Consider the following 13,848-nt stretch of genomic DNA (forward strand, 5'->3'; position numbering starts at 1 on the left):
TGAATGTTTGTGCCGTAGGTATTGTCACATGACAGCCGAGATCGCCGAAATCGCAAAGTTTCTGAAAGGCACCACCGCTTTTCAGATGTTGAGCGACGAAGAGCGCGCTGATCTCTCGCGCGAGGTTGAAATCCGCTATGTTCGCAAGGGCGAGGCGGTTCTTACTGCGGGCGGTCATAACGAACACTTGTTTCTGGTGCGGTCCGGCTCGGTCGAATTGCGTCTGGCGGGCGAGGAATTGACTGCGCGGCTGGGTACAGGCTCTGCCTTTGCCTACCCTTCCCTGCTGCGCGGCGGAGAGGTTTACAATACCACCACCGCTATCGAAGATACGCTTCTTTATGCCATTTCCGCCCAGCGGTTTCATGAACTTCGCAGCCGCGCCCAGGCGTTCAAGGAATTCTTTGCCCGCGATGAAACAGCGCGGCTCAGCTACGCATTGAAGAAACGGCAGGAAAGCTCGCGGTTTCAGTTTGACCAGTTTGAAGCGGGCAAGCTTATCGGCCGGAGCGAGCCAGTTGAGTGCGCGCCGGATTTGCCCATTCGCGAAGCGGTGGCGCTGATGCATCAAAGCGATGTCAGCACTCTTGCGATCTGTGCCGGGGGCAGGCTGCAAGGCATTTTCACCGACAAGGACCTGCGCAATCGTGTGGTCGCGCGCTCGCATCCGCTTGATCAGCCGATTGCCTCTGTCATGACCCAATCGCCTCAAACCCTGTCTATTCATGCCAGCGCGTCAGAAGCGATGGCTTTGATGGCGAGCGGCGGGTTTCGCCATATCCCTTTGACGGATGGCGACGGGGCTCTTGCCGGAATTTTGAGCGCAACCGATATCCTTTCGGCCATCGGCAACAACGCAATCGATGCAGGCATGAGGATCGCCAAGGCCCGCAACGCTGACGAGCTTATCGAGGCGGCCAGCCACATCCCGGAAAACTATGTGAGCATGGTCAATTCCGGGCTTCATGCAGCACAGGCCATGCGGTTTACCTCGGCGCTTGGCGAGGCGACCCATCGCCGCGCCGCAGAGCTTGCCATGGAAGAGCTTGGCGCTGCGCCTTGCGGGTTTGCCTTCGTTGTCTTTGGTTCGCTCGCACGCGAAGAGCAATTGGTCGGGTCGGATCAGGACAACGGTTTTATCATCAATGACGAGGCAAGCGATGCTGACCTTGCCTATTTCGAGGCGCTGGGGACATCGATTTGCGACCTCTTGAACGAGTGCGGATTTGTGCATTGCAAGGGCGGGATCATGGCGAAAAACGCCGATCAGCGCCGCACATTATCTGGCTGGCAGGCCCGTTATGACAATTGGATAGACCGGCCTGATGAAGACCGGATACTTCGCGCAACCATCTTTTTCGACATGCGGCATATTTGCGGCGATGCGCAGCTCACGCGGCGATTGCATGACCATACGATCGACCGGCTCAAAGACAGTTCGCTCTTCATCAGCTATCTTGCGCGCGATGCCTTAAGATCGAAAGTGCCGCTTGGCATTTTCCGCAATCTGGTGCTCGAAACGGCAGAGGATGGGCAGAAAGTCTTCAACGCCAAGGCCCAGGCGATCATGCCAGTCGTCGATATTGCCCGTACCCATGCCCTTGCCGCAGGGATTCGCGCTATTGGCACGATTGAGCGTCTGAGAGCGCTCGCCAAGGCAGGCAAGATGAACGATGGCGATGCACAAAGCCTTGAAGATGCGATGATACTCGTCAACGAAATGCGCATTGCCCACCAGACGCGGCAAGTGTCGGCAGGCAAGGCACCCGACAATCTGATTGCGCCTGATGACTTGTCGCCGCTGGAGCGTGATCATCTCAAAGACGCCTTTGCCATCGTGCGACAAGCGCTGGACGCCTTGCGCCGCAATTTTGCAGGGGGAATCGCCTGAGTGTTTGCCAAGTGGCGATTTGATCGTGCGCTGAACGCACTTAAGAGCAGCGAACACGGTGTCTTGAGAGATTATGCAAACGCGCCGTGGCCGAAGCGAACCTTGCCCGCGACCGACGCGCCCTTTCTTGGCCTGGACTTTGAACTCGATGGCCTTCGCAAAGACGCCGACCTGCTTCAGGCAGGGTGGCTTCCCTTTGAAGGGGCATCGATTACGCTCAGGAACGCGCAATCCTGCGACATCAGGAGCAAGGCCTCGCTCGACGACGAAGCGGTCACGATCCACGGCATTGGTGAGGAACGCGCGGCACGGGGGCGGAAAATCTCCGAGATACTGCCCGAGCTGATCCGCGCACTGTCCGGGCGGGTGCTTGTCGCCCATGCGGCAAGGATCGAAGTCAGCGCCCTCAAACGGGCAACTCATGCGGTTTTCGGGGCGGATTTGCCTGTTCGCAGCATCTGCACCCTTACCCTCGAGCAACGCCTGAAGCCCAATCTCCACGTCAAAGGCGCATATCGTCTGGGCGAGGCGAGGAAGCGATACGGCCTTCCCGACTATTCAGCGCATGACGCATTGACCGACACGATTGCTGCAGCAGAGCTGATGCAGGCGCAGATCAGCCATATGCGCCCGGCCGTGACGTTGGGTGAGCTTGAAGGATAGCGCAGTCCCTCCACACGCTTTGCCTGTGTAAGACTAAAGTCTCTCTCCCTTCTCCTCCCCCTCCCCTCTAGCCTGTCCGGGAAAGCTGGCGGAATCTCTACGCTGGCCCAAAGGATAAAGGGGAGAGAAATGGACGATCCAGTTTCAACGGCTGATCCGGGCGATATGGGAGAGGAGCACAGCGATAGCTATGATGCTTCGTGTTCATCTGCGCCTGATGACAGCAACGACAGCGGCGAAACCGCTGCCAATGAAGGAGCATACTGGCGCGAGAATATCCGCCTTTTGTGCAGCCTGATGGCGGTCTGGTTCGTGGCCAGTTTTGGCTGTGGCATCCTGCTGCGCGACTTTTTGGACCAGTTCATGCTCGGCGGTTATCCGCTCGGTTTCTGGTTTGCCCAGCAAGGCGCAATCTACACCTTCATCGCCCTCATCGCTTTCTACGTCGTTCGTATGAAGCAGATCGAGCGCAAATATGATCTTGACGATTGAGGGGGGCTGAAAAATGGAAACGCAAACCCTGATTTACATCTTCGTGGGGCTCAGCTTTGCGCTCTACATCGGCATTGCGATCTGGTCGCGTGCGGGGTCCACGAAAGAGTTCTATGTCGCCGGCGGCGGGGTGAACCCGGTCGTTAATGGCATGGCAACGGCAGCGGACTGGATGAGCGCTGCGAGCTTCCTTTCAATGGCAGGTATTCTGGCGTTTGCCGGATATGACGGATCGGTTTACCTGATGGGGTGGACCGGCGGTTATGTGCTTCTGGCACTGCTGCTTGCCCCTTACCTGCGCAAATTTGGCCAGTTCACCGTGCCCGACTTTATCGGGACGCGGTACTATTCCAAGACTGCGCGGGTTGTGGCGGTGATCTGCCTTATCTTCATCAGCTTCACCTATATCGCCGGGCAAATGCGCGGCGTGGGGATCGTCTTCTCGCAATTCCTGCAAGTTGACATCACCATGGGCGTCATCATCGGAATGGGCATCGTTTTCATCTACGCAGTGATGGGCGGGATGAAAGGCATCACCTACACGCAGGTCGCGCAATATTGCGTCCTGATCTTTGCCTACACCGTGCCCGCCTTCTTCCTGAGCTTCTATCTGACCGACAACCCCATTCCGCAATTGGGTCTGGGGTCGGAATTGAACGATGGATCAGGGACTTATGTGTTGGAGAAACTCGACAATGTGCTCGTTCAGCTGGGTTTTAACGCCTACACGGACGGTTCAAAGAGCACGATCGACATCTTCTGCATCACCATGGCTTTGATGGTCGGCACTGCTGGTCTGCCTCACGTGATTGTGCGCTTCTTCACCGTGCCAAAGGCATCGGATGCACGCAAATCGGCAGGCTGGGCGCTTGTCTTCATCGCAGCGCTTTACACCGTTGCCCCAGCCGTGGGCGCGTTCGGCATGTATAACCTCATCAACAAAGTCGATGATGTGGAATACGCACAGGTCGAAGGCTTCTTCACCGAGTGGGAAGATGCAGGGCTCTATGCCTGGCAGGACAAGAACGGCGACGGCGTGATGCAATATCGCCCCGGTGCCGCTTTTGAAGGCAAGCCTGAATTCACAGGCGAACGCGGGCCTTCGGGCGAGCGTGTGATTGCTAATGCGCCGAACGCTGAGAGCGCAAACGAGGTCTATGTTGACCGCGATACGCTGGTGCTGGCCAACCCGCAGATTGCCAATCTGCCGGATTGGGTTATTGCCTTGATGGCAGCAGGCGGCCTTGCCGCAGCTCTATCGACCGCAGCGGGCCTTCTGCTGGTGATCTCTGCATCGGTCAGCCACGATTTGCTGAAACAAACCTTCACGCCGAATATCTCGGGGCGAGGCGAGCTTTTGGCAGCGCGTCTCGCGGCAACGGCGGCGATCCTTGTGGCAGGTTACCTCGGCATCTATCCTCCAGGGTGGGTTGCTCAGGTTGTGGCCTTCGCCTTTGGTCTTGCCGCAGCGAGCCTCTTCCCTGGGATCTTCATGGGCATCTTCTTCAAGGGGATGAACAAGGAAGGCGCGATTGCAGGGATGGTCAGTGGCCTCGTTTTCACCTTCAGCTACATCGCCTACTTCAAGCTGGTGAACCCGGCTGCGAATACGGCGGACAGCTGGCTGTTTGGCATCTCGCCAGAGGGCATCGGGGTGATCGGTATGGTGATCAACTTTGCAGTCGCCATCGGCGTTGCAAGCATGACCGCCAAGACCCCGCTCGAAGTGCGCAAACTTGTGGACTCGATCCGTGTCCCACGCGGGGCAGGAGATGCACACGCTCACTAAGTCGTAATTGACGGCCTGACCTCTCCAGGGTCGCACAAGAAGGGGCGGTGTCTTGATGGCATCGCCCCTTTTTCGTGGTCGTGACCGCTTTTGCATCCACGGTCTTTTCTTGCAGAATCCCCAAATTTGCGTAGCTTCTTTGCCGGAGAGGGATTTGGGATCATGATGTTCGGCGCAGCCATTGCCGCTGTGACAGCATACCTCATCGCACTGTTCTGGCTGGCTTCGTGGCAGGACCGTGCAAGGCAAGAGAACGCTGTTGCTTCAAAAACAGCCAGTTGGCTGTCGCGCAATCAGAGCCTTGTTTATGGGCTGAGCATCGGTGTCTATTGCACCAGTTGGACCTTCTTTGGCGGGGTGGGAACCGCTGTCAGGGACGGGCTCGATTTTCTCCCGATCTACCTTGGTCCAATCCTTGTTTTCACTCTCGGTTTCGGCCTTGTGCGCAAAGTGCTTGCCCAATCCAAGGCGCAGCACTCGACCTCGATCGCCGACTTTCTTTCCGCGCGCTATGGCAAATCGGCAAGTGTCGCAGCGCTTGTGGCCATCATCGCAACCGTCGGATCGCTGCCCTATATGGCGCTGCAATTGCAGTCAGTCGGGACCTCGCTCCTTATGCTGAGCCCCGAGCTTGAAGCGCAGGTTGCAGCAGACGAGCTGGTGCTGATGGTCGCAGGGCTGATGGCGCTGTTTGCGATCCTTTTTGGCGCAAGGCGCGCGGACAGGGCCGGTGACAATGCCGGGATGGTGCTGACCATTGCGGTGGAATCGGCGGTAAAACTGGTCGCTTTGCTGGCGCTGGCCGGATTTGCATTGGCGCTTGTCTGGAATGCGCCTGAGCCTGTTGTCGAGGCAAGAACAATCTTCGCGCCTGACCAGATCGATGCGCGCTTTATGACGCTCACATTGATCGCAGCATGCGCCGCGCTGTGCCTGCCGCGCCAGTTCCACATGACCTTCATCGAAGCGGGCAAGAACCGGTCTGACGCCGCGATGCGTTGGACGTTTCCGACGTATTTGCTGCTCACTTCGATAGCGATTGTTCCGATTGTGCTGGCCGGGCTTAGCGTTCTGCCAGCGGACACCAATGCGGATATGATCGTCCTCGCCCTGCCCCTGTCGCAAGGGAACGAGGCGCTCGCACTGCTTGTCTTTATCGGGGGCTTTTCCGCGTCCGCCGGGATGATCGTGGTCGCAAGTGTCGCGCTTTCAACGATGATCACCAACGACCTTATTGCGCCGCTTGTGTTCCGCGAGGCTTTGCGCGGCAAAGGCGACCGCAGCGCCATTGCCGGGCGTTTGCTGATGACCCGCAGGCTGGTGATCGCTGCTCTGCTTTTGTTCGGCTACATGTTCTATCTCGGCTTTGGAACGCTTGAGACTTTGGCGGGCCTTGGCATCCTTGCATTTGCAGCGCTGGCACAATTCGCGCCAGGGCTCGTGCTAGGCGTAGTGAGCGAAACCGGCAATAAAGCCGGTATGATCGCAGGGCTGTGCACCGGCTTTTTCCTGTGGCTGATCCTCCTGATCGGGCCGCTTTTTACAGGGCAGGCGCCGATATTGTCCGTGCATCCCGACCCTCTGGTGTCAGGCGTCATCCTTAGCCTTGGTGCCAACACGCTTGTCTATTGGATTGCCTCGCTCCTCGTCGCGCCAACGCTTGTCGATGCAGCGCAAGCAGCGGCTTTTGCAGGGAAAAACAGCAGCGGTGCGCCTGCACGTTTCACCACCAGAAAACGCGTTGCCGATGTGCGCCTGCTCCTTTCCCAATTTGTCGGGAAAGAACGCGCCGATGCCAGTATCGCGGCCCTGTCCGGCGATTACCGCGACAATCACGAGGCCGATGCAGCCGTCACTGACATGGCCGAGCGGACCATTTCGGGTGTTATCGGCACCTCTTCGGCCCGCATGCTCGTCGGGTCATGGGCGGACGGTGATCCGGTACCACTCGCCGAAGTCGTTGCCATGTTCGACGAGACCAACAAGCGCCTGTCGTTTAGCGGCGAGCTTTTGCAGATCGCTATCGAGAACATCGACCAGGGCGTGGCGCTTGTTGATGCGGAAATGCATCTGGTCGCGTGGAATTCGCGGTATCAGGAACTGTTCGACCTGCCGGACGAGCTTGTCAGCGTCGGAACCCCGATTGCCGATCTGATCCGCTTCAACCTTGCACGCACCGATATGAGCGAGGCCGAGATCGAGGCCAATGTCGCGCGCAGGCTTGACCATATGCGAGCAGGACGAGAGCACCGCGTCGAGAGCGAGCAGCACGACGGGCGCGTGATGCGGATTGTCGGCTCGCCAACGCCGGGCGGAGGTTACACCACCTCTTACACCGACATCACAGCCGATCGCCGCGCCGAACAAGCGCTGGAGGATGAGGTTTCCCAGCGCACTGCCCAGCTCAGCGAGGCGAACGAGGCTCTCAAAGAAGCGACCCGGTCAAAAACGCGTTTTCTGGCAGCTGCGAGCCATGATCTGATCCAGCCGCTGAATGCCGCGCGCCTTTTTGCGTCAGCCTTGGGCGAAGAAGTCGCAGGCAAGAAAGCTTTGGAGCGGTTGGTCAGGGACCTCGACGGTTCGATCCTTTCGGCCGACCGTCTGATCCGCGCACTTCTCGACATTTCCAAGCTCGATTCCGGCGGGGTGGAGGCGAACATCGAGGAAATCCCGGTCCAGCGGATTTTTGACGAACTCGTGCGCGAGTTTGCCGTTCAGGCCAAAGCAAAATCGCTCGACCTGCGCAGTGTGCGTACGAGCGCATGGGTTGCAACCGACAGGGTCTGGCTCACAAGCGCGCTGCGCAATCTGGTGAGCAACGCCGTTCGCTACACCGAAAAGGGCGGCGTTCTGCTGGGCGTAAGACGCGCAGGCGACGAGGTTCGCCTGTGTGTGCTCGACACGGGCCGCGGTATTGCAGAGGACGATAAAGAGACAATCTTCGACGAATTTGATCGCGGCCAATCGCAAGATCGCGAAGGATTGGGTCTGGGCCTTGCGATTGTCCGGCGCGCCGCGCGCCTTTTGGACGTGCATGTCGAAACCACCAGCGAGCTTGGAAAAGGCACGCAGTTTGCTCTCCACATGACTGTTTCGCGTTGGCAATCATCCGAGCAGGCGAGCAAGGCGAAAGGCAAAGTCCAAGGCCTGAAAGCGGCGCGTATCCTAATCGTTGATAACGAACCTGCTGCGCTCAACGCCACCTCTGCGCTGCTCGAAAAATGGGGGCTGACGGCGATGTGTGCCGATAGCCTGGCGCAGGCATCAAGCCTTGCGAGCGAAGCTCCTGACCTTGTGATCATGGACTACCGGCTCGATCGCGAGGAACGCGGCGACGGCGTTTATCAATCGCTGTGTCATAATTGGGGGGTGCGCCCGCCTGCGATTTTACTGACCGCTGAGTCTTCGGAGGAGACCGAGAAAGCAGCGCAGATGATGGGGGCAAACCGCCTGCTTAAACCGGCGGCGCCTGCTGCTTTGCGCGCGCTTATCTCGGGCGGATTGGCGCGAGGCCCGAGCGAAGCGGTGGAGTTTGCGGAGTAAGCTTATCCGGTGGCTGCATCGGCCTGGGGTTGATCGACATCCAGCTTGGCAGCGAGCAATACAGCCTGTGTGCGATTGTTGACCCCGAGCTTTCGGAAGATCGCCGTGATATGTGCCTTCACGGTCGCCTCGCTGATATCGAGGTCATAGGCGATCTGCTTGTTCAAAAGCCCCTCTCGCATCGAAGAGAGGATTCGCCTTTGCGCAGGCGTAAGGCTCGCGATCTGGGTAAGATCCTGATCATCGTCAGCCGTTGTTTCGGGAAACCACCCATCCCCTTCGCGCACCGCTGAAAGAGCATCGCGCATTATGTCGAGGCTGGATGATTTCGGGATGAAGGCAGCGGCGCCTAATTGCCGTGCTGCTGCGATGACGCGGGGCTCTTCGCTTGCAGATACTATTGTGACGGGAAGCGCAGGATAATCCTGGCGCAGGTCCATCAGCACCGAAAGCCCGTTGGAATCCTCCATATGCAAGTCGAGCAGCAAAGCCTCTACCGGTCCTGTCGCCAATGCCTCGCGGGCAATCGCCGCGCTGCTTGCCTCAACGATACCGGCCTCGGGCCAGACCTTGCTGACCGCATGGCTTAGCGCCGTACGGAAAAGCGGATGATCATCGGCGATGACAACTTGCATATCGGGCCTTTCCAATCGTCCTTTACCGGTTTTGGCGTCCCTCAATCAGGCGGTCAACCAGCGAGGGATCGGCCAGCGTCGAAGTGTCACCCAATGAGCCATAATCGTTTTCAGCCACCTTCCTGAGAATACGCCGCATGATCTTGCCTGAGCGGGTCTTGGGAAGACCGTCGGTAAATTGCAGGTGATCAGGCGTTGCGATGGGGCCGATTTCCTTGCGGACATGGGCACGAAGTTCCGCGTAAAGCTCGTCCGAGCCCTCTAGCCCTGCGTTCAACGTGACATAGCAATAGATGCCCTGCCCTTTGACGTCATGGGGATATCCGACCACGGCAGCTTCTGCGACCGTATCATGCAGCACCAGCGCGCTTTCGACTTCGGCTGTACCCATGCGGTGACCCGATACGTTGATGACATCATCCACGCGCCCCGTGATGCGGTAATACCCGTCCTCGTCGCGCTTGCATCCGTCACCGGTGAAGTATTTGCCTTTGTAGGTGCTAAAATAGGTTTGGATGAAGCGTTCATGGTCGCCGTAAACGCTGCGCGCCTGGCCGGGCCATGAATGGGTCACACAAAGGTTGCCCTCATTGGGACCTTCCAAAGTGGCGCCGTCATTGTCGACCAGCTCCAGCTGAACACCGAAGAAGGGAAGACCCGCAGACCCCGGTTTCATATCATGCGCGCCGGGAAGCGTCGTCAGCATGCAGCCGCCCGTTTCGGTCTGCCACCATGTGTCAACGATGGGGCAACGCCCGTCGCCAACAACATCGAAATACCAGCGCCATGCCTCGGGATTGATCGGCTCACCCACACTGCCCAGCAGGCGCAGTGACGAACGATCCCGGCTCGTCACGAATTGATCACCTTCGCGCATAAGAGCGCGGATCGCGGTCGGCGCGGTGTAGAGGATATTGACCTTGTGCTTGTCCACCACATCCCAGAACCGGCCATGGTCGGGATAGTTGGGCACACCTTCGAACACGACCTGCGTCGCCCCGTTCATAAGCGGGCCGTATACAATGTAGCTGTGGCCCGTGACCCAGCCGATATCGGCGGTGCACCAGAACACTTCGTCCGGCTGGTAGTCGAATACGTAATGGAAGGTTGTCGCGGTCCAGACACCGTATCCGCCGGTTGTATGGAGCACGCCCTTTGGCTTCCCGGTCGAACCCGAGGTGTAGAGGATGAACAGCGGATCTTCGGCATCCATAACCTCGCAAGGCACAGGAGCATCAGAGGCAACATCGGCAAAACGGTGGTCGCGGCCCTCTTGAATAGGAACATCCGCGCCAGTGTGGGCGACGACCAGGACAGCTTCGACGCCTTGTGTGCCGGCAAGCTTCAACGCCGCATCGACATTGGTTTTGAGCGGCACACGTTTGGAACCGCGCAGACCTTCATCAGCGGTCACAACAAAGCGCGAGCCGCAGTCTTCGATGCGGCCTGCAAGAGCCTCTGGCGAGAAGCCGCCAAACACCACCGAATGGATCGCTCCAAGGCGCGCACATGCCAGCATGGCTGTCACACCTTCGATCACCATCGGCATATAGATCGTAACGCGCTCGCCTTTGGTCACGCCGATTGCTTTAAGCGCGTTCGCCATGGCGACGACTTCTTGCTGCAACTGCGCATATGTAAGAGTTCGCCCTTCCGATGCAGGATCATCGGGTTCGAAAATGAGCGCCGTTGTATCGCCGCGCCCCGCCTCGACATGGCGGTCCACCGCATTGTGGCACAGGTTAAGCTGGCCATCCTCGAACCACTTGATACGGGCCGGATCGAAGGACCAATCGCCGCCTTTGGTGGGCTTGACCGCCCAATCAAGGCGCTCTGCCTGCTCAAGCCAGAATGCGTCCGGATCAGTGACCGAACGCGCGTACATCGTGTCATATTGCTCGCCCGCGCAATGCGGGGCGTGGGCGGCTTTTGGTCTCGCAACAGCTTCCAGCATGCCTATTCTCCTTTGATCGGGACCATTCATACATAGTGATGCGTCACCTGTTTCTCAGACAAAGGTCGTACGACTAAGGACTAGCTAGCAGCGCCGTGTTCTCCCCTGCAAAAAGAAAAGCAGAAAAGATATTGTGAGGGGAGATCACAAGATGACATCACGCAACACTCGCCGCGGGCTACGCCTCGTTCTGCTAGGCGCAACGTGCCTGACTGCCAGCCCGGTATTGGCCCAGGAACAGTCGGTTGATGAGCGCCTCGATCGTTTGGAAGCGTTAGTCGAAGGATTGATCGAGCGGCTGGATACGCAGCAAAGCTCGACCACCGCACAGCAAGAGGAAATGCGCGCCCAAAGCGCCCAGCTCCTGGCCGCGACACAGGCGCTGCAATCACAGCAAGAGGACTTGAGCGAGCAGGTTGCGTCCAACACTGCACAATCGGGCGACGGGTTTAGCGTGGGCAAGACGCGGATCACCTATGACGGATATGTCAAACTCGACGCGATCAGCCAGCGCACAAGTGGCGGGCAATTGCCCAACAACTCTATCCTGCGCGATTTCCTGATACCGGTCGCCATCCCTGTTGGCGGAGAAGCATCCGGCTTCGATACCGATTTCAGCGCTCGCCAAACGCGCTTCTTGTTCAAGACAGAGACCGATGTCGGGGCCGAGCATAAGCTTACCGGCCTGATCGAGCTTGATTTTAACGTCACCGAAGGCGGCAATGAGCGGATTTCCAACAGCTTCGTGCCCAGAATTCGTCAGGCCGTCATCTCATATGATAATTGGACCTTTGGGCAGACATGGTCGACCTTCCAGAACGTTGGCGCGCTTCCCGACAGTCTTGATTTTATCGGTGTGACCCCGGGGACCGTCTTCGATCGCCAACCCCTTATCCGCTACACCAAGGGCGGGCTCCAGATCGCGCTCGAGCAACCCGAAACCGCTGTCACATCGCCAACAGGTGCGCGGATGCTCGCAGGGGATGATCAGCTTCCCGATGTTGTCGGGCGCTACAATTGGAGCGGGGATTGGGGATCGTTCACGGCCGCAGGTATTGTCCGGCAGCTCCATACATCGACCGATGATATCAATGCCAAGGACGATTCCGCTTTCGCCTATGGCCTGAGCTTGTCGGGCAAGCTTAAAGTCGGCGAGAAGGATGATTTCCGCTTCATGGCCACCGCCGGTGACGGGCTTGGCCGGTATATCGGTTTGAACATCGTGAACGATGCCGCGATTGATGCCAGTGGCAACCTCGATCCCATTTTCACCTATTCCGGCTTTGGCGCTTTTCGCCATGTCTGGAGCGACGATGTGCGCTCGAGCATTGGCGGGGCCTATTTCAAGGCCGACAATCCGATACTCCTGACCACCGACCAGGTGACAGATGAAAGCTGGAACGCTTTTGCAAACGTCATCTGGAGCCCGGTCCCGCCGCTCGATATCGGGATTGAGCTGATGTATGCCGAACGAAGCCTCGAAGACGGACGCAGCGGCAATCTGCAACGCGTTCAATTCTCGACAAAATACAACTTCTAGCCGGTCGCAATCTCCATAAACGGCTTTGCATTGACGCCATTGTTGTGTTCGCACTACTTGTGCCAAAACATGACCGGCGCCATTTGGCTGGAAAGGCTGCACTTTGACCTACACGCTCTATGGAATGGCGGGATCACTCTACACGGCGCGCGTGCGATCCTACATGCGGATGAACGCCGTCCCCTTTACCGAGGTGAAGGCTGGCAGCGAAGAGTTTACCGGCACTATTGTCCCGCAGATCGGGCGCTGGATCATCCCGGTTATCAAAACGCCGGAAGGGGCGATTGTCCAGGACGGCGCAGACATTATCGACCATCTTGATACGGCAGGTTTCAGCAAGAACCCGATCTATCCGGGCGACCCCAAAGTCCTAGTGATCGCGCATCTGTTCGAGCTGTTTGGTTCGCACGGTCTTCTGCGCCCCGCGATGCATTACCGCTGGAACTTCGACGAGGTGAACTTGCCGTTTATACGGCAGACATTTCGCGACGTCCTTCCCGATGGTTTGCCCGAGGAAGCCGAAGATGCGGCCTTTCTCCATGCAAGCGGGCGCATGCGCAAAGCCGCCGAAGTGTTCGGCGTCAATCCTGACACCTACGCATTGGTAGAGGAAAGCTATGGCGAATTCCTGGCTTTGATGGATCGGCATTTGCGCGCGCATCCTTTCATGCTTGGCGGCCATGCCACAATTGCGGACTATGGGCTGATCGGGGCGATGTATGCCCACCTTGGCCGTGATCCGGCCCCGCTTCACCTGATGCAAAAAACCGCGCCCAATGTTTTTCGCTGGGTCGAACGGTTGAACATGGCAGAGACCTTCATGGACGAGGCCACGGCCAAATCCGAAGGCAAGCTGTTTGCAGGCGACACACTACCAGACACACTCACCGCGATCATGAAATTCATCGCGGCCGACTACCTTCCCGAGATCATCGCTCACGTAGAGCGCGCGAACAGCTGGCTTGCCGACCATCCCGAGATCGAAACCGGTGCGCCCACGAACAACAAGTCGATGAAAAGCGGTATGGGGCTCGCTCCCTTTACCTGGCGCGGCACGCAAATCGCCTCGGTCGTGATCCCTTATCGGTTCTATCTGCTGCAAAGAATGCAGGATGCCTTTGATCGGCAGGCCGGTGATGATCAAACCGATATTCGCGGTTCTCTCGAAGCTACCGGCCTTTCGCCGCTGCTCGACTTGCGCACCAGCCGCAGGATTGAGCGGGCAGATAATCAGGAAGTCTGGGGCGAAATCCAGAGCTGAACCTGTTTAGCGGCACTTATTGCGCCATAAATGAGTCCAAGGGAATACTGCCCGGATTGGCCTGCACAGCTTCTTCCAGG

The 13,848-nt window shown here is 58.1% G+C and carries 9 protein-coding genes; 7 read left to right on the forward strand and 2 right to left on the reverse strand.

The window, feature by feature from the left end; genetic code table 11:
* The first annotated feature begins 28 nt into the window (after nucleotides 1–28).
* The 5 genes from AC0V6Q_RS08985 to AC0V6Q_RS09005 all read left to right on the forward strand — a co-directional run bounded on the left by AC0V6Q_RS08985 (nucleotide 29) and on the right by AC0V6Q_RS09005 (nucleotide 8,378).
* Nucleotides 29–1,891, forward strand: a complete 1,863-nt coding sequence (locus AC0V6Q_RS08985; protein WP_486168049.1) for a putative nucleotidyltransferase substrate binding domain-containing protein — start codon at nucleotides 29–31, stop codon at nucleotides 1,889–1,891.
* Nucleotides 1,892–1,954: 63 nt separating this feature from the next.
* On the forward strand, nucleotides 1,955–2,554 hold the full coding sequence (locus tag AC0V6Q_RS08990; protein ID WP_486168050.1) for an exonuclease domain-containing protein: 600 nt from the start codon (nucleotides 1,955–1,957) through the stop codon (nucleotides 2,552–2,554).
* A gap of 129 nt (nucleotides 2,555–2,683) precedes the next feature.
* Nucleotides 2,684–3,046, forward strand: coding sequence for a DUF4212 domain-containing protein (locus tag AC0V6Q_RS08995; RefSeq protein WP_486168051.1), 363 nt, complete (start codon nucleotides 2,684–2,686; stop codon nucleotides 3,044–3,046).
* Between the two features lie 13 nt (nucleotides 3,047–3,059).
* The gene (locus tag AC0V6Q_RS09000) at nucleotides 3,060–4,835 is read left to right on the forward strand and encodes a sodium:solute symporter family protein (RefSeq protein WP_486168052.1); all 1,776 of its coding nucleotides are present in this window, start codon (nucleotides 3,060–3,062) and stop codon (nucleotides 4,833–4,835) included.
* Between the two features lie 162 nt (nucleotides 4,836–4,997).
* The gene (locus AC0V6Q_RS09005; protein ID WP_486168053.1) at nucleotides 4,998–8,378 is read left to right on the forward strand and encodes a hybrid sensor histidine kinase/response regulator; all 3,381 of its coding nucleotides are present in this window, start codon (nucleotides 4,998–5,000) and stop codon (nucleotides 8,376–8,378) included.
* Nucleotides 8,379–8,380: 2 nt separating this feature from the next.
* Here AC0V6Q_RS09005 and AC0V6Q_RS09010 read toward each other — a convergent pair whose 3' ends face one another.
* Together AC0V6Q_RS09010 and acs are read right to left on the reverse strand one after the other, a co-directional pair.
* On the reverse strand, nucleotides 8,381–9,013 hold the full coding sequence (locus AC0V6Q_RS09010) for a response regulator transcription factor (RefSeq protein WP_486168054.1): 633 nt from the start codon (nucleotides 9,011–9,013) through the stop codon (nucleotides 8,381–8,383).
* A 22-nt stretch (nucleotides 9,014–9,035) separates the two neighbouring features.
* Nucleotides 9,036–10,967 carry an acetate--CoA ligase gene (acs, locus tag AC0V6Q_RS09015; RefSeq protein ID WP_486168055.1) on the reverse strand — a complete coding sequence of 644 codons (1,932 nt, stop codon included), beginning with the start codon at nucleotides 10,965–10,967 and terminating at the stop codon, nucleotides 9,036–9,038.
* Between the two features lie 151 nt (nucleotides 10,968–11,118).
* Between acs and AC0V6Q_RS09020 the strand changes: the two genes are divergently transcribed.
* Together AC0V6Q_RS09020 and AC0V6Q_RS09025 are read left to right on the forward strand one after the other, a co-directional pair.
* Nucleotides 11,119–12,507, forward strand: coding sequence for a DcaP family trimeric outer membrane transporter (locus AC0V6Q_RS09020; protein WP_486168056.1), 1,389 nt, complete (start codon nucleotides 11,119–11,121; stop codon nucleotides 12,505–12,507).
* A 103-nt stretch (nucleotides 12,508–12,610) separates the two neighbouring features.
* On the forward strand, nucleotides 12,611–13,768 hold the full coding sequence (locus tag AC0V6Q_RS09025; protein ID WP_486168057.1) for a glutathione S-transferase family protein: 1,158 nt from the start codon (nucleotides 12,611–12,613) through the stop codon (nucleotides 13,766–13,768).
* The last annotated feature ends 80 nt before the right edge of the window (nucleotides 13,769–13,848 follow it).

Source organism: Erythrobacter sp. S227 (assembly GCF_057364925.1).